This window comes from Gordonia westfalica (assembly GCF_900105725.1).
Lineage (GTDB): Bacteria > Actinomycetota > Actinomycetes > Mycobacteriales > Mycobacteriaceae > Gordonia > Gordonia westfalica.
In genome coordinates, this window is sequence record NZ_FNLM01000034.1 from 150,381 (window position 1) to 171,433 (window position 21,053).

The 21,053-nt window shown below is 67.1% G+C and carries 21 protein-coding genes; 8 read left to right on the forward strand and 13 right to left on the reverse strand.

The window, feature by feature from the left end:
* Positions 1–186: 186 nt before the first annotated feature.
* Entirely contained in the window at positions 187–741 is a 555-nt protein-coding gene (locus BLU62_RS05955; protein ID WP_074848700.1) for a DUF4334 domain-containing protein, read from the reverse strand.
* An 80-nt stretch (positions 742–821) separates the two neighbouring features.
* Positions 822–2,333 (reverse strand): FMN-binding glutamate synthase family protein, encoded by a 1,512-nt coding sequence (locus tag BLU62_RS05960; protein WP_074848701.1) that lies wholly within the window; start codon positions 2,331–2,333, stop codon positions 822–824.
* Positions 2,334–3,525: 1,192 nt separating this feature from the next.
* Between BLU62_RS05960 and BLU62_RS05970 the strand changes: the two genes are divergently transcribed.
* Both BLU62_RS05970 and BLU62_RS05975 read left to right on the forward strand, forming a co-directional pair.
* Entirely contained in the window at positions 3,526–3,957 is a 432-nt protein-coding gene (locus BLU62_RS05970; RefSeq protein ID WP_074848703.1) for a PPOX class F420-dependent oxidoreductase, read from the forward strand.
* 64 nt (positions 3,958–4,021) lie between these two features.
* Positions 4,022–4,459: a VOC family protein gene (locus BLU62_RS05975; RefSeq protein ID WP_074848705.1), complete on the forward strand. Its 438-nt coding sequence runs from the start codon at positions 4,022–4,024 to the stop codon at positions 4,457–4,459.
* A 25-nt stretch (positions 4,460–4,484) separates the two neighbouring features.
* On the opposite strand, the gene BLU62_RS05980 is transcribed toward BLU62_RS05975, so the two are convergent.
* Positions 4,485–6,143 carry an alkaline phosphatase D family protein gene (locus BLU62_RS05980; protein WP_074848707.1) on the reverse strand — a complete coding sequence of 553 codons (1,659 nt, stop codon included), beginning with the start codon at positions 6,141–6,143 and terminating at the stop codon, positions 4,485–4,487.
* A 252-nt stretch (positions 6,144–6,395) separates the two neighbouring features.
* Here BLU62_RS05980 and BLU62_RS05985 point away from each other — a divergent pair, with 252 nt between their 5' ends.
* Entirely contained in the window at positions 6,396–7,079 is a 684-nt protein-coding gene (locus BLU62_RS05985) for a DNA alkylation repair protein (protein WP_074848709.1), read from the forward strand.
* 3 nt (positions 7,080–7,082) lie between these two features.
* On the opposite strand, the gene BLU62_RS05990 is transcribed toward BLU62_RS05985, so the two are convergent.
* Entirely contained in the window at positions 7,083–7,550 is a 468-nt protein-coding gene (locus BLU62_RS05990) for a VOC family protein (RefSeq protein WP_074848711.1), read from the reverse strand.
* Between the two features lie 102 nt (positions 7,551–7,652).
* Between BLU62_RS05990 and BLU62_RS05995 the strand changes: the two genes are divergently transcribed.
* On the forward strand, positions 7,653–8,645 hold the full coding sequence (locus BLU62_RS05995; protein ID WP_074848713.1) for a helix-turn-helix transcriptional regulator: 993 nt from the start codon (positions 7,653–7,655) through the stop codon (positions 8,643–8,645).
* Positions 8,646–8,752: 107 nt separating this feature from the next.
* Here BLU62_RS05995 and BLU62_RS06000 read toward each other — a convergent pair whose 3' ends face one another.
* A complete protein-coding gene (locus tag BLU62_RS06000; protein ID WP_074848715.1) occupies positions 8,753–10,021 on the reverse strand; it encodes an MFS transporter in 1,269 nt (422 codons plus the stop codon).
* A 24-nt stretch (positions 10,022–10,045) separates the two neighbouring features.
* Between BLU62_RS06000 and BLU62_RS06005 the strand changes: the two genes are divergently transcribed.
* On the forward strand, positions 10,046–10,627 hold the full coding sequence (locus tag BLU62_RS06005) for a TetR/AcrR family transcriptional regulator (protein WP_074848718.1): 582 nt from the start codon (positions 10,046–10,048) through the stop codon (positions 10,625–10,627).
* A 40-nt stretch (positions 10,628–10,667) separates the two neighbouring features.
* Here BLU62_RS06005 and BLU62_RS06010 read toward each other — a convergent pair whose 3' ends face one another.
* The 5 genes from BLU62_RS06010 to BLU62_RS06030 form a co-directional block, all read right to left on the reverse strand.
* Positions 10,668–11,528, reverse strand: a complete 861-nt coding sequence (locus BLU62_RS06010) for a hypothetical protein (RefSeq protein ID WP_244278076.1) — start codon at positions 11,526–11,528, stop codon at positions 10,668–10,670.
* 164 nt (positions 11,529–11,692) lie between these two features.
* A complete protein-coding gene (gene gdhA / locus BLU62_RS06015) occupies positions 11,693–13,051 on the reverse strand; it encodes an NADP-specific glutamate dehydrogenase (protein ID WP_084811741.1) in 1,359 nt (452 codons plus the stop codon).
* Positions 13,052–13,136: 85 nt separating this feature from the next.
* Positions 13,137–13,742 (reverse strand): hypothetical protein, encoded by a 606-nt coding sequence (locus BLU62_RS33745; RefSeq protein WP_244278077.1) that lies wholly within the window; start codon positions 13,740–13,742, stop codon positions 13,137–13,139.
* 48 nt (positions 13,743–13,790) lie between these two features.
* Positions 13,791–14,276 carry a GreA/GreB family elongation factor gene (locus tag BLU62_RS06025; protein WP_074848721.1) on the reverse strand — a complete coding sequence of 162 codons (486 nt, stop codon included), beginning with the start codon at positions 14,274–14,276 and terminating at the stop codon, positions 13,791–13,793.
* Positions 14,277–14,316: 40 nt separating this feature from the next.
* Complete coding sequence (locus BLU62_RS06030; RefSeq protein ID WP_244278078.1) at positions 14,317–14,682, reverse strand: hypothetical protein; 366 nt, start codon at positions 14,680–14,682, stop codon at positions 14,317–14,319.
* Between the two features lie 594 nt (positions 14,683–15,276).
* Between BLU62_RS06030 and BLU62_RS06035 the strand changes: the two genes are divergently transcribed.
* On the forward strand, positions 15,277–15,732 hold the full coding sequence (locus BLU62_RS06035; protein WP_074848723.1) for a hypothetical protein: 456 nt from the start codon (positions 15,277–15,279) through the stop codon (positions 15,730–15,732).
* A 59-nt stretch (positions 15,733–15,791) separates the two neighbouring features.
* Here BLU62_RS06035 and BLU62_RS06040 read toward each other — a convergent pair whose 3' ends face one another.
* Positions 15,792–16,790, reverse strand: coding sequence for an alpha/beta hydrolase (locus tag BLU62_RS06040; protein WP_074848725.1), 999 nt, complete (start codon positions 16,788–16,790; stop codon positions 15,792–15,794).
* A 299-nt stretch (positions 16,791–17,089) separates the two neighbouring features.
* Between BLU62_RS06040 and BLU62_RS06045 the strand changes: the two genes are divergently transcribed.
* Positions 17,090–18,466, forward strand: coding sequence for an NAD-dependent succinate-semialdehyde dehydrogenase (locus BLU62_RS06045; RefSeq protein ID WP_074848727.1), 1,377 nt, complete (start codon positions 17,090–17,092; stop codon positions 18,464–18,466).
* A 21-nt stretch (positions 18,467–18,487) separates the two neighbouring features.
* Here the strand turns inward: BLU62_RS06045 and BLU62_RS06050 are convergent, their stop codons facing one another.
* Positions 18,488–18,961: a winged helix-turn-helix transcriptional regulator gene (locus tag BLU62_RS06050; protein WP_074852718.1), complete on the reverse strand. Its 474-nt coding sequence runs from the start codon at positions 18,959–18,961 to the stop codon at positions 18,488–18,490.
* A gap of 124 nt (positions 18,962–19,085) precedes the next feature.
* Between BLU62_RS06050 and BLU62_RS06055 the strand changes: the two genes are divergently transcribed.
* Positions 19,086–20,258 carry an acetyl-CoA C-acyltransferase gene (locus BLU62_RS06055; protein WP_074848729.1) on the forward strand — a complete coding sequence of 391 codons (1,173 nt, stop codon included), beginning with the start codon at positions 19,086–19,088 and terminating at the stop codon, positions 20,256–20,258.
* Between the two features lie 22 nt (positions 20,259–20,280).
* On the opposite strand, the gene BLU62_RS06060 is transcribed toward BLU62_RS06055, so the two are convergent.
* Positions 20,281–21,027 (reverse strand): MBL fold metallo-hydrolase, encoded by a 747-nt coding sequence (locus BLU62_RS06060; protein ID WP_074848731.1) that lies wholly within the window; start codon positions 21,025–21,027, stop codon positions 20,281–20,283.
* Positions 21,028–21,053: the final 26 nt, after the last annotated feature.

Consider the following 21,053-nt stretch of genomic DNA (forward strand, 5'->3'; position numbering starts at 1 on the left):
ACGTCGATCGACGTCAGCCGGTCGAGTTGAGGTTCGGCAGTCGGGGCTACCGACGCTCCTCAGGGAGCGGAGCCTTTGGACCCTCACGCCGGTTCACCGGCTGCGGGTACTTCAGGTGCGAGGAGCGCAAGCGGCGAGCCATGAGGGCTTGGTGCCCGTTCGATGAAGCGGCTCAACAAGCGCTGATCAGATCAGCCGCAGCGAATCATCTCGCCGAAGAACGAAGAAGTACGGTGCGGGCGAGCCCTTGAGGTCCATGGCGCCGATGACCGCGTCGTCGGAGAGTTTGCGGAACACGTCGTGGATCGGCAGTTGGTCGTACGCCATCGTCGCGGTGTCGATTCCGCGATAGCGCGTCGTGCGCAGGCGTGCCCGCGCCTTCCGCGTCTGGCTCAACAGCCGGGTCGCGGCGATCGGCGTGGCGAACGACATCGTCTTGGTCTGCGGCGCCTTCTCGGCGATCGTCAGCCCGCTGAAGGCGATGGCCGGGTTCATCGCCCAGAGCGCGGAACCGTCCCGGGTCGGGAACAGGAGGGGATGCACGGTCTCGGCGTCGATGAACTGCTTGCCCCACCAGCCGCTGGCCGCGAGGAAGCCGTCGAGCGGATGTCCGGTCGGCAGTTCGGCACCTCGCCACGTGCCGATCATGAACTCCGGCTCGACGGCGGCGCAGGAGTCGAAGAGCTCGAGCGCCTCGGCGGTGTCGGTCGGGATGGTGGTCAGGATGTCGCGCGCGTCCATGTCGCCGATCGTACGGCCAAAGACACAAATAGAGAAGAACGTCGCAACAGTGCTGGTTGGGGGTCAGTCGGTTTCTCGGGTCACGCATCCGCGTACATGATGCGGGTGATCTCGGTGCGGTCGTCCCGGGAAGGAAGACCCCAGCCCGGTTGGTATCCGATGGCGTCGGTCAGGGACGTGATGCTGCCGTCGGCGTGGAGGATGTCGATGTCGTCGGAGCCGGCCAGCGCTGGGTGGGCGACAGCGAGGGCGTCGGAGAGCTTCAGTAGGTCGCGCCGCAGCGCGGTCATGTAGTTGGCGACGCGGGCGCTCTTGGTGGTCGGGTCGACGCCGCGCATGAGCCAGGCATTCTGGGTGGCGACGCCGGTAGGGCAGTGCCCGGTGTGGCAGCGCTGGGCTTGGATACAGCCGATGGAGAGCATCGCTTCACGAGCGACGTTGACCATGTCGGCGCCTGCCGCGAACGCCATGAGTGCGGTGTCGGGCAGTCCGGCGCGGCCGGATGCGATCCAGGTGATGTTCTCTGCGATACCGGCCTTCTGGAAGATTCTCTGCACCAAGGGGAATGCGGTGTGCAGTGGATAGCTGACGTGGTCGGTGAAAGCCAGCGGTGCGGCTCCGGTGCCGCCGTCGCCGCCGTCGATGGTGATGAAGTCGACGCCGCGTGTTCCGGGGATCATGGCGTCGGCGAGGTCTTCCCAGAACTCGAGGTGGCCGACGGCGGACTTGATGCCGACGGGGAGTCCGGTTGCCTCGGCGATGGTCTCGACGAAATCGAGGAGGGAGTCCACGTCACCGAAGGCGCTGTGCCGTGAGGGACTCACACAATCCTTCCCGGGCTCGATGCCGCGGATGCGGGCGATCTCTTCGGTGACTTTCGCGCCGGGCAGGACGCCCCCGAGGCCGGGTTTGGCACCCTGACTGAGTTTGATCTCGATGGCGCGCACGGGCGCGTCGGCAATCGACTCCAGGAGTGCCGGAAGGGAGAACGCTCCGTCGGTGGTGCGGCAACCGAAGTAGCCGGTGCCGATCTGGTACACGAGGTCGCCGCCGTGGCGGTGGTGCGCGGACAGGCCGCCCTCGCCGGTGTTGTGCAGCGATCCGGCAAGTGCGGCGCCGGTATTGAGCGCTTCGACCGCCGGAGCGGACAGCGAGCCGTAACTCACGGCGGAGATGTTGACCAGTGAGGAGGGCCGGAAGGCGGCGCGACGTGCGCGGGGTCCGCCGAGGACCTTCGCCGACGGGAGGAATGCCTGCGGTGAATGTGGACGGGCGGGCAGATCACTGAAGGTGCGGGCCTTGAAGATCGGATAGCCGTCGACGCCGTCGATGTTGTTGTCGCTGCCGAACCCGAAATAGTTGTTCTCGAGTTTCGCCGAGGCATAGATCCAGCGGCGCTGGTCTCGGTTGAACGGGCGCTCGGTGTTGTTGTCGGTGACGATGTACTGCCGCAGTTCGGGTCCGGCCGCCTCCACCGCGTACCGCAGATGTCCGACGACGGGGAAGGTCCGCAGGATGCTGTGGCGTTTCTGCAGCAGGTCGTAGGTGGTCAGGCCGGCGAGGGCCAGGGCGGGGATGCCGATCTTCTTCACGGGTCGATTGCCTGTTCGGGTTGGAGGTCACGCCCTGCGGGCCGGCAGGGCGCGATGACGTGCGGCGCCGAACGCATCGGGGGAGCGTCGGGTGGCCGGCAAACAGCGGAGGCCAAGCATAAGTCGCACTGTGGCTCGGTCTGTGGACCGGGAGGACGTTGCGCGACAGAATGTCCCACTTTTGTCTGGTCGGCTCGACAGCCACTCCACGGGATGGATCGGTCTCGTCGGGAGTGGACGTCAACCACGCGACCGCGAATGCTCCGGCGATCGCTCCGGCGAATCCGACATAGGCGAGCCAGCCGAGCCCGTCGACGGCGCGGTCGCCGAGGAACAGGACGCCGATCACCGAAGGGATGCCGACCTCTCCGACGACGAGCACGGCGGTGACGGCGTTGACCGGCCCGAGCTGCAGTGCGACGGTCTGGACGTAGAACGCGACCGCACCGGCGATCGCGATCGTCCAGGCAGCCGGGTCGGTGAGCAGGGACGCGACATCGAACGGGTGAACGCCGTCGAGGACACGCACCGCCACCGCCAGTGCGCCGTACATCGCGCCGGCGAGCGCCCCCGCCAGGATGGCGCCGGCTCGTCCGAGGAGATGCACGACGACGAGCCCCACCAGGGCGACGGTCGTCGACACGATGAACAGCGCCCAGTGAAACGCCATGTCGTGCGCGGTCGCGGCTTCGTGAGATGCCGACGCGCCGAGCATGCAGAGCGACGCGACCACCACGCCCATCGCGAGAAGGTCCCGACCCCGCAGTTTTGTGCCGAGCAGGACGCTGCCGAGCAGCGCGGTGATGATCAGGTTCCCGGCGACGATGGTCTGGGCGAGGAACAGCGGTAGCAGCCGTGCGGCGACAGCACCACCGGCGAAGCCGAGGATCACCATGAGGGTGCCGACGAGGAAGGCGGGGTCGCGGAAGGTGTCTAGCGTCGAGCGCAGCGACGGCCCGCCCTCGGACGTGATCGACGCGGCGTCGGCGGAACGGGCCGCATTCCGGGCGCCGAGCGCGCGCAGGACCGTCGACAATCCGTAGGCGACCGCGGCGAGCGACGCCGCCACTATTCCGATCGTGAACACCGTACGACGGTATAGGTCCGAGATGTCCGCCGGCCGGGATTCCGCACCAGATCTGCGGGGGCGTCGCGCCGGAATAGTCGCCGACCACGAGCAGTTGCCCAGACCATGACCACCTCGAAGTACGACCCGCGCGACCTGCTCGCCGAATCAAGCCTCGGTGTCCTCGCCACGATCAAGTCCTCCGGCCTTCCACAGCTGTCGCCGGTGACCGCCTTCTACGATCGCGACGCCGACACGATCTATGTCTCGATGACCGAGGGCCGCGCCAAGACGGCGAACCTGCGGCGCGACCCGCGGGCGGCACTCGAGGTCACCGGACCCGACCACTACACGTGGGCGACCGCGGAAGGCGACGTCACGCTGATCGGACCGGGAACCGATCCCCACGGGCCCGAGGTGGAGGCGCTCGTCGACTACTACCGCAAGGCCGCGGGCGAACACCCGGACTGGGACGAGTACCGGAGCGTGATGGTGTCCGATCGCCGCGTGCTGATGGTGCTGTCGGTGACGCGGGTGTACGGCGAGCGGCTGCGCTGACTCACCGGAGAAGTTCTTCGCGATGAGGACGTCAGTTGTCCTCGTTGTGCGACACAGTGGAGGAATGTCCACAGAAATCCAGGTCACGTTCGATTGCGCTGATCCCGCGGCTCTCGCCGCGTTCTGGGCCGAGGTACTCGGTTACCGGGTTCAGGCCCCGCCCGCGGGATTCGACAGCTGGGACGCCGCGCTCGACGCGATGGGTGTCCCCGAGGAACGCAGGAACGACGCGTCGGCGGTGCTCGACCCCGACGGTCGTGGTCCACGGGTCTTCTTCCAGCGGGTGCCGGAAGGGAAGTCCGCCAAGAACCGGGTGCACCTCGACGTCCGTGCCGCCCCGGGCCTGACCGGTGACGATCGTCTCGCCGCACTCGAGGAGGAGGCGACCAGGCTCGTCGCATTGGGCGCGACCCGCGTCGAGCGACATGAGCCGGAACCGCCACTCGGTGCCGGGCACATTGTGATGCGTGACCCCGAGGGCAACGAATTCTGCTTGGACTGACCGCATTTCGTAGAAGATAGCGGCGCTATGGCCGCACGCTTTCTACGGATTCGCCCGTCAACGACATATCGCCGGCAGCGTGCAGGGTTCCGTCCAGGTCGGGCTGTTCGAACGTGACCCGCGCGGAGCGTCCGTCGAGGATCAGCGAGGCGATGGTGTTGCCGAACAGCGGGCCGAGAGCGTTGTGCCACGCGACGGGGAGCTGCGGTGATCCGCGGAAGCGCGCCCAGCGTCGGACGACCCGGGCGAGGCGTGGCGACCAGCCGAGCCGGAACACCCCCTTCATGTACGGCGGGATGGCGTTGTGCACCGGTGAACAGACCAACTGATAGATCGCGGCATCGGTGGGTTCGGCGAACTCGGCGCGCGCGGCGTAACTGTGGTGGACGTCGCCCGACAGGACGCTGACGGTCGCCGGGCCGGCGGTCTCATCACCATGCCCGGGACCCGCGATTCCGCTGATCAGCCGGCTCAGCCGGGTGAAGGAATCGAAGAATGCGGGCCAGTGCTCCAGATCGGCTCCTTGCCGTATCTTCTCGGCCAGCCGCCCGACCCATCCGTCGTGGCGGGCCCCGATCTCGTCGAGGGTCTCGGCGTCACTGAGGAGCGGCGGGAGCAACCACGGCAACGACGACCCGAGCACCACGTGGTCGAGCGACTCGACGCCGTCGGTCACCTGTTGTTCGATCCAATCGAACTCGTTGTCACTCAGCATCTTTCGGGCACCGCCGGCGAGAATGCGGCCGTTGCGTGAGTCGATCATGGTGAGTCGGGTCGCACCGAGGTCCCAGCGGAAGCTGAACCGGATTCCCTTGACGCCGTCGGTTTCGGCGTCGGCGCGGTCGGCGAGGTCGACCAGATGCGGCCAGCAGTCCCCGTCGATCTCGGTCACCCTGCGGTAGTCGTCGGAGGCGTCGAGTTCGGCGGGTGAGAGGTTGCCCAGGTGCTGGTACACCCAGTACGACGCGAGTCCGGCCCTTATCCGGTCGCGCCACCATGGTTGCTCGTCCATCTGCCGGCGCCACGTGTCGGAGGTGTTCCAGTCGTCGCGGATGTCGTGGTCGTCGAAGATCATCGCGGTCGGAACGGTCGACAGGATCCAGCGGATCTCCGGATCGCCCCAGGTGTGCCGGTAGAGACCCTCGTACTCCTGGAAACTCACCACTTCGTCGGACGGACCGACCGTCGAGGTCCTGGTCGTCTCGAGTTTCTCTTTGACCTGCGGGGTCAGTTCGTCGGCGTAGACCTGGTCGCCGAGGAGGATCAGGGTGTCGGGCCAGTCGTCGACGGGGAGCCGACGCATGCGCACCGCGTAGCAGTCCAACGCGTCGAGTCCGAGTTTCTCGTCGATCTTCGGGTCCTCCGCCTTGGGATACCGGCACGACCCGAAGACGAACCGGTGACGGTGGGCCGTCGCGGGTCCGCGGGTCCGGATGACGCTGGCCGGGAAATCCGAGTCCGCCAGGGGCCATTCACGGGAACCGTTGACGACCACCTCGTACTCGGTCGTGGTGTCCGGTGCCAGCCCGGTGACCTCGACCAGTGCGTAGTGATGGCCGAGAACCTCGAAGGTGCGCGCGCGGCCAGCGAGGACCTCGACCTCCGCCGGGCCGTCGGTTTGTACCCAGACCAGCGCTGATGTCTCGTCGACGTGCCGCAGGATCGGTCCGAGTACCAAGGCCATGAGACTCAGCGTAGGCCTCGAGGTGCCCGGCGGGCCCGATGTCGGAGGGCGGGTGGTGTGTTCGTCTCACCTACCGCGGCCGATCTCGTTGCCGGACCTCGGATTCCAACCGGACGAACCGGACGGGTCGTGTTCGCCGTGGCCGAGGTACCCCGGGCGGAGGTACCGAGCCGAGTGACCGACGGGCAGGGCGTCGTAGGCTGACGAACGGATGCGGGCGACGACGAGTTGTTGAGCCGAGGTGGAGCGAAGATGGCGGGCAGCGCCGATGTGGACGCGACGGTTGTCGCTGTGCTGGCAGAACTGGCCGAGCTCGAGGACCCGAGGGTCCGCGCGGTGAACGAGAAGCACGGCGACGACCACGGCGTGAACCTGACCAAGCTCCGGGCCGTCGCCAAACGACTCAAGACCCAGCACGATCTCGCGTCGGCGTTGTGGGCGACCGGCGACACCGCAGCTCGGCTCGTCGCACTTCTCATCTGCCGGCCGAAAGCCTTCGACGCCGCGCAGCTCGACACGATGGTGCGCGAAGCCGGCCGGCCGAAGGTGCACGACTGGCTCGTCAACTACGTCGTGAAGAAGAACCCGCACAAGGAAGAACTCCGCGTCGCCTGGATGGACGACGCCGACGAAGCCGCCACCAGCGCCGGCTGGGCCCTCACCACGGAGCGGGTGGCCAAGCAGCCCGACGGTCTCGACCTCGCCGGGCTGCTCGACACCATCGAGGCCGAGATGGCGGACGCCCCGGAACGCCTGCAGTGGGCGATGAACACCTGTCTGGCGACGATCGGCATCGAGCATCCCGATCACCGCTCGCGGGCGATGGCCATCGGCGAACGGTTACAGGTGCTCGAGGACTATCCGACCTCGCCCGGATGCATCTCGCCGTTCGCGCCGATCTGGATCACGGAGATGGTCGCCCGGAAGGACGCGTGACGATCACGCGCCGGCGAACTGCATCGCGACATCGAGAATCCAGGTCACGCCGAACCTGTCGGTGAGCATGCCGAACGCGGGCGCCCACGGCACCGGTCCGAACGGCTCGACGATCCGCCCGCCGTCGGACAGCTTGTCCCACAGCGCGCCGACCTCGACGACATCCTCGCCGCGGACCGACACGAAGAACGGTGCGTCCGTCGCGGTGGTGTTGTCCACGCGGAGTGTCCTCGAGTTCAGGTCGGGTGTCAGGTCGGCGTGCGACGGCGCGTCGAAGGCCATGATCTGGAATCCGGAGTCGGCGATCACCTGACCGAAGACAACGCGTCCGGCATCCGGGAGTTCACCGGGCATACCGAAGTCGCCGTACGTCGCGATGGTGAGTCGACCGTCGAACACCGAGGCGTAGAACTCCAGGGCCTCACGGGCGTTTCCGGTGAAGTTGAGATGGGTGACAGCGGTGATGGTCATGTCGGGTCTCCTGATGAAAAGAACCCCAGTTCTTCTGGGCTGAGACGACTGTCGCAGCAAAATAGGACAGAGTTCGTCCGCTGTGTGCGGCATGATCATCACATGCCGGCCACCTCGTCCGCGGAGACGTCCCAACGCCTGCTCGCGCTGCTGTCGTTGTTGCAGCAGACGCGCGAGTGGCCGGGGTCGCGCTTGGCCGAGCGGTTGCAGGTCAGCGAGCGGACCGTCCGTCGTGACGTGGAACGTCTCCGCGAGCTCGGATATCGGATCGACGGCACCAAGGGCAGGGACGGCGGCTATCGGCTCGACGCGGGAACGGCTCTGCCGCCCATGCTGTTCGACGACGAGCAGGCGGTCGCCATCGCGATCGCGCTCAAGACCGCCACCGGGACGGGTGCAGGGATCGCCGAGTCCGCAGGTCGGGCGTTGTCGACGATGCGCCAGGTGCTGCCGAGGAGACTGAGCACCCGCATCGACTCGCTCGAGGTGTCGGCTGCGGGCAACGGACACGGCGAGGTCGGCACCGACGTCATCCTCGCCGTCGACGCCGCGATACGGGCGAGCGAGGAGCTGCGCTTCGACTACCGGCGTGCCGGAGAGGATTTCGACGACGACGCGGCTCCCCGGCGCACGCAGCCCCATCATCTCGTCGCCTGGTCGGGTCGGTGGTATGTGGTGGGTTGGAGTCCGCAATCCCAGGACTGGCGAACGTATCGTGCCGATCGCGTCCGCCCGCGGGTGCCGAACGGTCCACGGTTCGTCCCGCGCGAGATCCCCGGCGGCGACGTCGGAAAGTTCCTCGCGGGGCGGTTCAAGGGGTCGACCGAGGCAGACGAGTGGCCCTGTCGTGGCGAAGTGATCCTTCACCTCGACGCCCGGGACGTGGCGTCCTATCTCACCGATGCAGAGGTCGAGCCCCGCGGCCCCGGGAGGTGCCGCGTTCGACTGGGATCTTTCTCCTGGGCCGGGCTCTGCGCTTCACTGGCGCGTTTCGATGCCGATGTGGACGTCGTGGGCCCGGTCGAGCTGCAGAACGCATTCGCGACGCTGGCCGAGCGGTCATCGAGAGCCGCCGGAACGGCTCTGGGACGGTGAGCGTGTCTTCGAAGCGCTCGGACCGCACCGGGCGCTACGCCGTGCTCTGTCCCGGGGACCGTCCGGCGTCGGGTCACAGCATCATCGGGCTCACCGTGTTCGGACCCTCAACGGCGTTGCCGCCCCTCGAGTTCACCGGTGATGCGCTCGATCGGTGCTGGTCCCGCGGACGGCTCATGTCCTGGTTCACCTGAGCCGGGCCGCTCGTCGGCGTCCGCTCGTCGACCGGTCCGATCGAGCAGGGCGACGGCGATCGACACGGCCGACGCCACCGCGGCCACGATGAACGCGAACCCGTAACCCACAGCGGTGATGACGGCGCCGAGGGCGGTGGCACCGACGGCCTGCCCGAACATCAACGCGATGAACAGGAGTGCGGTGCCCGCGGCGGAGCGTGCCGCGTCGATGGTCGAGGTCCAGGCGATGAGCGCCGACGTCGCGGACGTGAATCCCCACCCGAACAACAGGCAGCCGATGAGCGCGACCGTCATTCGGCCCGGAGCCGCCGCGACCAGGACGATGCCGGCGGTCATCGTCGAGCAGCTGAGGGTCCACGCCGACGTCGCGGACCACCTCGCCAGCGGTGCGGCGGTGAGAGCCACTGCGGCACCGCCGATCCCGATCATGATCCAGGCGATGGTCGTGCCGCGCTGTGACGATCCGCCGTTGTCGACGAGGATTGCGCGTCCGTAGGTCCACATGGCGCTCGACGCCGCGCCCATCAGGACGGCGACGGTCAGTGCGGTCGCGTGGCGGCGGACCCAGGCGACGGAGAACGTCGGTGCCTGCTCGTCCCGGCCGGCCGATCCCGGTCGGTCGGCTGCGAGGAGGCCGACCGCGATGATCACCGTCACCACACCGATGACCGCCCAGGTCACGCGCCATTCGGGCAGGAAGACGAGCGCGAGTGCCCCGGCGCCGACGAGCCCGGGGCCGGTACCGGAATTGACCATGGACTGGGCGCGATCGACACGGTCTGCGGCGATGTTGCGCCGTACGACGCTCACCAGTGCGGGCGATGCCAGACCTGCGCCCGCCGAGCTGATCACCGCGAACAAGCCGAAGACGATCAGATTGCCGGCGGCGGCCATGCCCCAGACACCACCGGCCGCGGTGACGGTTGCGACCACGATGAGCGCCCGCGGGTAGCGGCGCCCGTAGAGGAAGCCGCACACCGCCGCCAGGCAGTAGACCAGCGACGATCCCGACGAGATGTACCCCGCCCGTGCCGAGTCGAGGGCCAGATCGGTCTGTACGTCGGGCAGGAAAAGCCCGTAGGCGAGGCGCACCAGCCCGTAGGTCGCCGCGATGAAAGCAGTGCCGGCCACGATGACCAGTGGCTCCCGATCGAGACCAAACGAAAACGTGCGTTTCATATTTTCGAGTCTAGGCTGATTGCCATGCCGATGCGCAAGGCCTCCGCGGAGAAACTGCTCGACGCAGTTGATGACCTCGTGTTCTCGCGCGGAATCGAGTCGACACCCGTCGACGCCATCCTCGCGCGGGCGGGCGTGTCGGCGGCGACGCTCTACCGCGGCTACCGCAGCAAGGAGGCATTGGTCGCCGCATCACTCGAACGACGACACGAGCGGTGGCGCGAGACGTGGGGGAGTCTCATCGCGGCTGCCCCCGACGCCGAGGGCCGTCTGCTCGCCATCTTCGACGCCATCGACGACTTCGCGGCCCGACCCGACGGCGCGCGGTGGTGTGCGTTCCTCGGCACCGCCGCCGAGATGTCCGACCCGCCGGCCGAGATCGCCGACGCCGTCACCCGCGACACCGACCACATGCGCCGAACCCTGCGCGATCTCGCCGCGCAACTGCCGTGCGCGAATCCCGATCACCTGGCCGAGCAAGTCCTCGTCGTGGTCACCGGCGAACTCGCGATGAGACTGCGTGACAAGCCGTTACGGAAGTCGACGCTCGGCCGGGAGATCGCGGTGACGCTCATCGCGATCGCGTGCACACCTACTACGAATTGAGGACAGGGCGGTATACCGCAGTCCGAGTACACCCGCCCGCTCACCCGAAGTGCGAGGCGTACCTGCTGTAGGGCACCTGGCCGTTGGGGCTGGCCTTGATCGCAACGGCCACCGGCGGCGGGATGGGCGCCCAGTAGGCGGGCATCGCAGCGGCGAGTGACGGCTTGACGATGTAGAGCAGCGCGAAGTTCACGATCCACAGCGGCGGCGCCATCGACATGCCGACGGTGGTCGTGACGCCGGCCTTGGTGTTCGTCACCAACTGTGCGGCGCCCGACATCTGTTGTGCGACAAAGCCGAACGGGACCTCGATCGTGTAGGCCGACCGGTAGAGCGCCAGCAGGGTGTCGGTCGCCCCGTTGTCGCGCAGCCACGTGCCGACGTAGCCGCCGGGGGCGATCAGCGAATTGACCTGTCGCGTGGGCGCACTCGCGTTCGCGGGGCTCTGCAGCATGCCCTGCTCGTTCACGTACAGGCCATAGCTTCCGACGACGGAGTCGCCGAACATCGGACGACCGGTGGTGTTGGTCAGGATGATCAGACAGGCGTCGATGATCTTGGCCGCGTCGCGGCTTCCGCCGATACCGCCGCCGCTCAAGAAGGAGCGGTATTGCTGTTCGGAGAGAGCATCTTTCGGAGACAACCCGATTGCCGCTGCCACACGATCGGCGGCTGCGAGACCCATCGGCTGGTTGAGTTGCGACGGCTTCGTCAGCTTCGGCGGTGCAAATCGCTCAAAGGCCGGAGCGCCCGAGAACGGGAGGGCGAAACCGGTCTCATTCCCCGGGGCAGCGGTGGCGCTCGGGGCCACACCCACCGCGAGTGTGAACACCCCGAGAATGGCGAGCAACGTCGAGAGGACCCGTCGCGGTCCGGCGGCCCGTCGATCCGGTCCCGTCATCGATACACCTCGCACAGCCGGCCCCAATCAGTCGAACGGACGATCCGTCGGTGAGCACACTGAAGCGCCGAGGACCGAGCGGTGTCAAGGGGCCCGGGAAAGCGGTATGACGTTGTGCCCGGAATCCGGGCACAACGTCATACAGATGCAGCGGGTGTAGCGGCTCAGATGAGGCCGAGGGCCAGCATCGCGTCGGCGACCTGGGTGAAGCCGGCGATGTTCGCGCCGGTCACGTAGTTGCCGGGTGCGCCATATTCCTCGGCGGTGTGCAGGCAGTGATCGTGGATGGAGGTCATTATCTCCGAGAGACGCTCTTCGGTGTAGCCGAAGGTCCACGAGTCGCGAGATGCGTTCTGCTGCATCTCGAGTGCGCTCGTGGCCACACCGCCGGCGTTCGCCGCCTTGCCGGGTGCGAAGCGGACTCCGGCGTCGCCGAAGATGCGTACGGCCTCGGGGGTGCACGGCATGTTGGCGCCCTCGGCGACGATGCGGACCCCGTTCCTGACGAGCGCGGTGGCGTCGGCGCCGTTGAGTTCGTTCTGGGTCGCGCACGGGATGGCGATGTCGGTGGGCACGTTCCACAGCGATCCGTTGGTGACGAGCCGCGCAGCGGGGCGCGCCTTCGCATAGTCGGCGATGCGACCCCGCTGGACGTTCTTGATCTCCTTGAGGAGCTCCAGGTCGATGCCTGCTTCGTCGACGATGTATCCGCTCGAGTCCGAGCAGGCGGTGACGCGGCCACCGAGTTGCTGGATCTTCTCGATGGCGTAGATGGCGACGTTGCCCGATCCCGACACGACGACGGTCTTGCCGTCGAGCTTGTCGTCGACCGCGGCGAGCATGTCGCGGACGAAGAACACCGCGCCGTAGCCGGTGGCCTCGGTGCGGACCTGCGATCCTCCCCAGGCGAGTCCCTTGCCGGTCAGGACGCCGGACTCGTAACGGTTGGTGATGCGCTTGTACTGACCGAACAGGTAGCCGATCTCCCGGCCGCCGACGCCGATATCGCCGGCGGGGACGTCGGTGTACTCACCGATGTGGCGGTAGAGCTCGGTCATGAAGGACTGGCAGAACCGCATGATCTCGCCGTCCGAGCGACCCTTGGGGTCGAAGTCGGCGCCGCCCTTGCCGCCGCCGATCGGTAGACCGGTGAGCGCGTTCTTGAAGATCTGCTCGAAGCCGAGGAACTTGACCACGCCGAGGTAGACGCTCGGATGGAAGCGGAGGCCGCCCTTGTAGGGGCCGAGGGCCGAGTTGAACTCGACGCGGAACCCGCGGTTGACCTGGACCTGGTCCTGGTCGTCGACCCACGGCACGCGAAAGATGATCTGCCGCTCGGGCTCGGTCAGACGCTTGATGATCCCGGCGTCGGCATAGTGCGGGTGCTTGGCCAGAACGGGGCCGAGGCAGTCGAAGACCTCACGAACGGCCTGGTGGAATTCGGCCTCTCCGGGGTTGCGCGCAACCACCTGTTCGTACAGATCGCTGATCTTCTCGTCGAGCACGGCCACGGTGGCCACCACTTCCTTATTCGGTACCTGTGGGAGCGGCGGTGCACCCGGAATCGGGCCACCGCCACCCCGCAGCCTATCGATCGGCAGGAAATGTCTATAAATCCGGTCCCCGGAGGGCCCAGTCGACGACCGCCGGGAACGCTCCGGATGAACAGTCGGCTGCGCTCGTGCGGAGATAGAAAGCCGAGCTCAGCGGGTTTCCGTTGATGGCTGCCTCGTAGTCGGCGACGCGTGCGACGTGCCTGGCCCGTTCTCGTGCGATGTCGGTCTCGCCCGGTGTCGACGCATCGGCGACGACCAGCAAACCGAGGTTCCGGGCGTTCGACGCGACGTCCGACACCGCGTCGATGAGGCTGTCCTCCTGCTGTCGTTCGAGCCTCCGGCTGCGCCAGTCCCACCACCCTCGCCGAGGCCGGGGTGGCCGATCGAGCACGGCGATGCACGACCGGGCTCCCGCGGGTCTGCCCGAGACCGGCTCACCGTCGGAGGCGCGATCCCGGCTCTGAACACCCGCCGACCGGACACCCACGACCTCGACGGCCAGCCCTCGTTCGTGGAGGACCCGACGCACCCGCTCCGTCAGAGCCCCCGGTCGTCCGATCACCACGACGTCGGCCGCCACCGTGGGGTGGGACGCTCGACGAGCGGGCGGCCGGAACCGGGTCACCGGGATTCCGGCCGCTGCGGCGATGTCCCTCATGGTGCCGCCATCCGCCGGCCGCGGGTTCGCGCATGAAGCAACGCTGCGTCAGAGAAGCTCGATCCGGTGCGCTTTGACCGTGATCGTGCACTCTCGACCGTTGGGTAGCCGATATGTGCGGTCGTCGCCGACGTCGGTGCCCAGAACCGCCTGGCCGAGCGGTGAATCGGGTGAGCAGACGTCGACGCCCACCACGGTGTACTGCTCCGGCGGGCCGACCAGGAAGGTCGTGACGTCGCCGGGATCGTGATCGAACACCACCGTGACCATCGAGCCGACCTGTACCGTGCCGTCCGCAGACGGTTCGGCGTCCGCGGTGGACAGCGCCGCGTACAACTGCGCGATACGCCGGTCGAGCGTTTCGAGCCGGCCCACCGCGCCGTGGTATGCGTCGTTGTTCTCCAGGTCGCCGGCGGCGCGGTGCTCGAGGACCTCCGCACTGACGACGGCACGTTCACGACAGTCGGCGGCCAACTGGCTCTCGAGCAGGTCTCGCGTCAGGGGAGCGTTCGGAACATGTGTGGTGGTGGTCATCGCTGACTCCTCTGCTTCGATGACGAGATGTCCACGACGATCAGGACATCGCGATCAGTGGCTTCGCCCGGAGCCCGAGCGTCGGGTGGCGTGACGCGATCTCCTCGCGGGAGGCGCGGTCCACATCGGTTCGCAGGGTGAGGATCCACGGCACCGACTCGGCGGCCTCGCTCACCGATGAACCGACCTCCGCATCCGTGGCCCACGGGTCGAGCTCGAGATCGGCGAGGATCTCGCGAGACAGGCTCTCCAGTTTTGCCGCGGTCAACCGGCCGGACGAGTCGGCGAACGCGCAACAGACATCCTTGCCCACCGGCACCCCGAAGTCGTCGACATCGTTTTCCCGATGCCACTGCCGACGCAGGAGCAGGGAATCGGAATCCTCGACGGCAAGCGCATACTTCACCGACTCCGGAAAAGCGCTAAATGCCCGCGAAGAAACCTGATCGATGAATTCCTCAATTCGCTTCGAAGAACCACACACTCGAATACGACACTCCATCACAACCGCTTTCACGGCCACTCTTCCTTTCGCTGAAACCGGCCCTACGGACCGGTGCCACGGACTCTAGCCGAAAAAAAATTAAAAGCCAGTCAGCGGCTGACTTGGTCGGGGTAGGGCGTGAAATGTCCTGTTTTCAGTGGATTCGACGACCTTCTCCGCTCCTGGGGCGACGGTTTTGGCGACTTTCTCTGCTCCTGGGGCGACGGTTTCGACGACTTTCTCCGCTCCTGGGGCGACGGTTTCGACGACTTTCTCCGCCCCCTGAGGTGCGAGGAGCGTTAGCGACGAGCCTCGAAGGGCCGGCGACTGGACTTTTTTCTTTTCTGGGCTATGGTCACGGAGGTGAGTGGGTCCAAAGCCCACTTCACCATTCATGTCAGCGAGGAATCATGGCAGAGAAGAATTCAAGTTCAAAAAAGCGTCGCCAAGAATTGAAGTTGCGGCGCGAGAAAAAGCGTGCGAGCGAGGACACCTCGATCATCCGGAAACGGAAGAATGTGGGATGACGTGGAGCAGCGCACGCATCTCGCAGAGGTCCTCACGAGTCTCCACGACCGTCTCTCGACCCTGGCCGCCGTCGAGCGACCGCAGTCCGAGCTCCTACGGGGGTTCCGGGCGGGTATGACGTTTGCCCGCGTATGCGTACTCGACGTGATCACCACCGAGTCGCTTCGCCCCGACGCCTTCGTCGGTGCAGCTGTGCTCTCAGGGGGTCTGCGCCGGGATTTCGACATCATCCAGGGTCTGGTGGACCGTATCGAGCAAGAGGGGAGGTGGGCTGCCGACGCCGATGACAGCGAGTTCCGGGTCGGCTACCACGCCGCGCTCGGGATCGCTCGCCACCATCTGGACGTGGCTCGTCGAACGCTCGACATCCGGGAGGCGCCGGCCGGGATGCACCGCCCGGTCCGCAGCCGGTCCCGGAGAGCTGCGGCCGTCGCCGGCGGCTGATGGCCTACGCGCGGGACGGGCGATGCGTCCGTCCCGCGTGCAGGGACTTCACAATTCGATCAGCGCTCGACGCCGAGCCCCTTCGCCAGCGTCGGCCACGCACGATGGAAGTCTTGATTCCAGTAGCCCCATGAGTGCAGGCCCGACCGGAAGTCGTAGGTGGCTTTCACCCCGGCGGTGTCGGCGCGGCGCTTGAAACTCTGTGTGCACTGGAGAACGATGCCTTCGAGAACGCCGCCGACGGGTGAGGCGAGTCCGGCGATTCCGAGCGACGGGTCGGGTAGGCCGTTGCCGACGGCGACGTAGATCGGCTTGCCTCTGAGTGCTGCGACATGGGCGGCCGGATTGTGGTCATCCCATCTCGAATGGCCCAACGGACCCCACATGTTGTCGGGATTGCCGCCGCGGGTGCTCACCGACGCCGCGGTGGCCTGGCGGAACTCGGTCGAACCCTGATCGAGGCAGCCGCTGAACGCGGCGACGCCGCGGTAGAGGTCGGGATGGCGCACGGCGATCGACATCGCGCCCAGGGCGCCCATCGACAATCCGCCGATCACGTTGCGGCCGTTGCCCATGAAGCGCTTGTCGATCAGTGGGGGGAGTTCCTTGGTCAGGAACGTTTCCCACTTGTTCCGTCCGAGAACGGGATCGGTCCTCTGCCAGTCCGTGTAGTACGCGGCCATTCCGCCGATGGGCATCACGACATTGACCGGTTTGTCCGCCATGAACTTCACGATGTCGGTCTGGAACGTCCAGCCGCTCTGCGTGTAATTGGTGTAGATGCCGCCGTCGATCCCGTCGAGCAGGTACAGCGTGGGGCGTGGTTTCGAGCGATCGTGTGGGAGCAGCACGCTGACCCGGACGGGTCGCTCCATGGCGGGTGAGTAGACGGTCACCGTTGCACGCGTCGGGGTCGTCGGCGAGACAGAGAGGACGCGCGCGACCTCGCGAGCAGGCGTATCGGTCGGTGCCGCTGCGACCGGCCCCCCGCAGAGACTTCCGGTCAAGGCGGTGACACCCGCGCATGCGAGCACGACGGCTCTCTGCCAGATCGACACTTCTCCCCCTTGGGATCTTCCGACGGTGCGCCCCCACGCTCCGCGTCGGAGATGACTCGGTCGATGATGCCGTAGACGCGGCCGCACCGCTGACGTATTGGACCAGCCTCCGGGTGTCTGCGAACCACGGCTCGCCCGATTCCGTCCGAGCATACGAGTTCGCTCGTCAGGAGCGGGCCACGGCGCTCGTGTTTGCACACCCATGGCGCGGGTACCCGACAGACACTCGGCCTGTGCCCCTCAGTCGGGCTCATCAACGCAGCCGATCAGAACCACCGACATCGGAAGGACGGTTCTCTGTGAGTACCTACGTCACCGCGAATCCCACCACCGGCATCACCGAACAGCAGTTCGCAGCTCTCGCCGACGACGAGATCGGCGGGATCGCCGAACGTTCGCTGGCGGCGTTCGAGAGCTGGCGGCGCACCGATGCCGCGGAGCGCGCGAACATCCTGTCCCGCACGGCGGATCTGTACGAGAAGCGAGCAGACGAATTGGCGTCGGTGATCACGACCGAGATGGGTAAGCCGGCCAAGGAGGCGGCCGGCGAGGTCCAGCTCGCCGCCGACATCTACCGCTGGTACGCCGAGCACGGTCCGGATCTGCTGGTCAGCGAGGAGCTTGACGCTCAAGGTGCGAAGTCCTCGATCGTGCAGACCGCCCCGATCGGACCGCTCGTCGGCGTGATGCCGTGGAACTACCCGTACTACCAGGTGGCGCGTTTCGCGGCGCCCAATCTGCTCGCCGGCAACACGATCATCCTGAAGCACGCGTCGATCTGTGCCGCGTCCTCGGCGCTCATGGCCGAGATCCTGCATGACGCCGGGGTGCCGCAGGATGCCTACGCCAATGTGTATGCGAGCAGCGGCCAGGTGGCCGAACTGTTGCAGAACCCGGCGATCCGTGGCGTGTCGTTGACCGGCAGTGAGGCGGCCGGCGCAGCTGTGGCCAAGGTCGCCGCCGAGAACCTCAAGAAATCGGTCCTGGAGTTGGGCGGTTCGGACCCGTTCATCCTGCTCGACTCCGCGGACATGGACCGCACCACCACGATCGCCGCCCGGGCACGACTCTCCAACGCCGGGCAGGCCTGCAACTCGCCGAAGCGCTTCATCGTCCTCGACGAGCTCTACGACGACTTCGTGAGCCGGTTGGTCGAGAAGTTCGAGGCAACGGCGGTGGGGGACCCGGCCGAGTCGTCCACCCGGATGGGCCCGCTGTCGTCGCTCTCGGCGCGGGACACCGTCGCCGACCAGGTCAAGACCGCCGTCGACCAGGGCGCCACACTGCGGACCGGCGGTTCACCGATCGACCGTGACGGCGCGTTCTTCCAGCCGACCGTGCTGACCGACATCACCCCGGATATGGACGCCTACTCCGAGGAGATCTTCGGTCCGGTGGCCATGGTCTACAAGGTGAACTCGGCCGACGAGGCGGTCGAGTTGGCGAACGATGTGCAGTTCGGCCTCAGCGGATCGGTGTGGAGCACCGACATCGCCGATGCCGAACGGGTCGCCGATCGGCTCGAGGTGGGTATGGCCTACGTCAACGAACACGGCACCACCTTGCCGGGCCTGCCGTTCGGCGGCGTCAAGCGCTCCGGCTACGGGCGTGAGCTCGGCCGCTGGGGGATGGGCGAGTTCGTCAACACCAAGCTGCGACGCACGGCGGCCGAGTAGTACCGGCGATCGACCGCGGGTTCAGCTCGACCGGCGGGTGACCCTCACCTCGACATCGTCGGGGCCGAGGGTCTCCTGCGCGTCGGTCACCACACCGACCCGGACCGGGTTCCGGGACGCGTCGGTGACGGTGAGGGGTGGGCCGTCGGGCTGCAGGTGTTCGTTGCCCCACTGCATCAGCGACATCACGACCGGGAACAGGTCACGGCCCATGTCGGTGAGCAGGTACTCGTAGCGGACCCGCTGGCCGGGCTCCTGATAGGGGACCTTGGTGAAGACGCCCGCCTCCGTCAGCTCCTTCAGCCGGGCAGACGCAACTGCGTCGGTGATGCCCACACGGCGGGCGAACTGGTCGAACCGGGTGGCGCCGTAGAAGGCCTCACGCAGGATGAGGATCGCCGATCGCGTGCCGACGATGTCGACGGCTTTGGCGATCGAACACTGTGTCGCCTCCCACCGGTCACGTTCCGCGAGCGGTCCCACCAGCTTCATCATGTGACCCATCCTACCCTGGCTTGACAAGACCATAGTCAGAGCGTAGACCTCTGACTATGGCAGACAAAAGTCAGCCACATACGGATCGTCGGTCGACGGTCCACCCACTGATGGAGGGTCAGGCATGGCAACTGCAGTCATCGTGGACGCGGTACGCACACCGATCGGCAAGGGGAAGCCGTCGGGCGGCTTGCATGAGGTCCACCCCGTCGACCTTCTCGCGCACAGCCTGCGAGCAATCGTCGACCGCACGGGGCTCGATCCGGCCGAGATCGACGACGTGATCACCGGAGTCGTCAGCCAGGTGGGCGAACAGAGCTTCAACATCGCTCGTCGTGCATTGCTGGCCGCCGGTTACCCGGAGTCGGTGCCCGGGGTGTCGATCGACCGCCAGTGCGGCAGCGGTCAACAGGCGATCGCGTTCGCCGCCCAGGGGGTGATCGCCGGGACCTACGACGTGGTCGTCGCCGCGGGAGTCGAATCGATGTCCCGGGTGCCGATGGGCTCGGCCGCGGTCGGCGCGTCGGACCTGAACGGCGTCGCGTTCGACGAGCGCTATCCCGACGGACTGGTCGGGCAGGGAATCTCGGCCGAACTCATCGCCGCGCGATGGGACATCTCGCGCCGGGAGATCGATGAATTCTCCTTGCGTTCACACGAATTGGCGGCGCGGGCGACGAAGAACGGGCTGTTCGACAACGAGCTCGCGCCCCTCGCCGGTCTGACCGCCGACGAGGGGATCCGCCTGGGCGGCACCCTCGAGAGCCTGGCCGGCCTGCGCCCCGCGTACCACGACGAGGCGATCGCCCGGCGATTCCCGGAGATCGACTGGCGGATCACCGCGGCCAGTGCCAGCCAGATCAGCGACGGCTCGGCGGCCGTCCTCGTCATGAGCGAGGAGAAGGCGGCCGAGCTCGGATTGCGCCCTCGTGCACGGGTTCACACCATCGCGGTAGCCGGCGACGATCCGTTGCTGATGCTCACCGCGATCATCCCGGCAACCCGAAAAGTGCTCGCGCGCAGTGGACTCGACCTCGCCGACATCGACCTGTTCGAGGTCAACGAGGCCTTTGCCCCGGTCGTGCTGGCCTGGGCGCGGGAACTCGGCGTCGATCTCGACAAGGTGAACGTCAACGGCGGCGCGATCGCACTCGGTCATCCGCTGGGTGCCAGCGGCGCCCGTCTCGCGACCACCGGACTGAACGCGCTGGAGCAGCGGGGTGGGCGTTTCCTCCTGCAAACCATGTGTGAGGCAGGCGGTCTCGCCAACGCGACGATCTACGAGCGCCTCGACTGATCCGAGGAGCCGCCGGTCGGTGTCAACCGTCGGTGTGGCGTGCGCGCTCCACGGCCGCCGCCACACCGTGGTGCCACGGGACGCCGTGCCCGGGTAGGACGGACTTCGCGCCGGTCGCGGCGAGAGCGTCCAGCGAGGCCCGATTCCGCTCGAGGTCGGCGGTGGCCGACCCGGCGATCATCCGGGGGCCGTATGCGGCCGTGTAGGGGTCGAGGGTGACCAGCGCGTCACCGGAGATGACGGCATCGCGGTCCGGGTAGTACAGCGAGACATGACCGAAGGTGTGGCCGTGCGTGGGCACCACCTCGGCCTCTCCCGGAAGAACGGCGTCGTCGTCGAAGACTGACACCTTGGAGGTGTTGATTCCCCGGACGGTGAGCGCTCCGGCAAAGGCCATGCGGCTCAGCAATTTCCACGACGGCGGATTGCGCAGGGGGACTCCGCCGCGCGTGGTGTTCTCGTGCGCATATCGGTAGGGGTGGGCGGCGAGCCAGGCATCGTCGCGATGTACGTGCACCGGGATACGCCACTGCTTGGCCAGGCGTCGTGCGGTGCCCACATGATCGAAATGCCCGTGGGTGATGATCAGTGCGGACACCGCATCGACGTCGCGGCCCAGATGGTGGATCGCCTCGACCAGCGGTCCGTAGGAGCGGGGCAGTCCGGCGTCGACGATCACCAGCCGGTCGTCGACCTCGACGAGGTACTGGTTGGTGTACGCGTGTTCGAGGCGATGGATTCCGGGTGCGACGTCGCGTTGGAATACCATGCCTCAGCGTAACCCCGGGGAGCTGT

Bases quoted from the DNA above. Each gene is read 5' to 3' on its own strand.
- BLU62_RS05955 (WP_074848700.1), bottom strand. From the start codon at position 741: ATGGACGCGCGCGACATCCTGACCACCATCCCGACCGACACCGCCGAG.
- BLU62_RS05970 (WP_074848703.1), top strand. From the start codon at position 3,526: ATGACCACCTCGAAGTACGACCCGCGCGACCTGCTCGCCGAATCAAGC.
- BLU62_RS05975 (WP_074848705.1), top strand. From the start codon at position 4,022: ATGTCCACAGAAATCCAGGTCACGTTCGATTGCGCTGATCCCGCGGCT.
- BLU62_RS05980 (WP_074848707.1), bottom strand. From the start codon at position 6,143: ATGGCCTTGGTACTCGGACCGATCCTGCGGCACGTCGACGAGACATCA.
- BLU62_RS05985 (WP_074848709.1), top strand. From the start codon at position 6,396: ATGGCGGGCAGCGCCGATGTGGACGCGACGGTTGTCGCTGTGCTGGCA.
- BLU62_RS05990 (WP_074848711.1), bottom strand. From the start codon at position 7,550: ATGACCATCACCGCTGTCACCCATCTCAACTTCACCGGAAACGCCCGT.
- BLU62_RS05995 (WP_074848713.1), top strand. From the start codon at position 7,653: ATGCCGGCCACCTCGTCCGCGGAGACGTCCCAACGCCTGCTCGCGCTG.
- BLU62_RS06000 (WP_074848715.1), bottom strand. From the start codon at position 10,021: ATGAAACGCACGTTTTCGTTTGGTCTCGATCGGGAGCCACTGGTCATC.
- BLU62_RS06005 (WP_074848718.1), top strand. From the start codon at position 10,046: ATGCCGATGCGCAAGGCCTCCGCGGAGAAACTGCTCGACGCAGTTGAT.
- BLU62_RS06010 (WP_244278076.1), bottom strand. From the start codon at position 11,528: ATGACGGGACCGGATCGACGGGCCGCCGGACCGCGACGGGTCCTCTCG.
- BLU62_RS33745 (WP_244278077.1), bottom strand. From the start codon at position 13,742: ATGAGGGACATCGCCGCAGCGGCCGGAATCCCGGTGACCCGGTTCCGG.
- BLU62_RS06025 (WP_074848721.1), bottom strand. From the start codon at position 14,276: ATGACCACCACCACACATGTTCCGAACGCTCCCCTGACGCGAGACCTG.
- BLU62_RS06035 (WP_074848723.1), top strand. From the start codon at position 15,277: ATGTGGGATGACGTGGAGCAGCGCACGCATCTCGCAGAGGTCCTCACG.
- BLU62_RS06050 (WP_074852718.1), bottom strand. From the start codon at position 18,961: ATGATGAAGCTGGTGGGACCGCTCGCGGAACGTGACCGGTGGGAGGCG.
- BLU62_RS06055 (WP_074848729.1), top strand. From the start codon at position 19,086: ATGGCAACTGCAGTCATCGTGGACGCGGTACGCACACCGATCGGCAAG.
- BLU62_RS06060 (WP_074848731.1), bottom strand. From the start codon at position 21,027: ATGGTATTCCAACGCGACGTCGCACCCGGAATCCATCGCCTCGAACAC.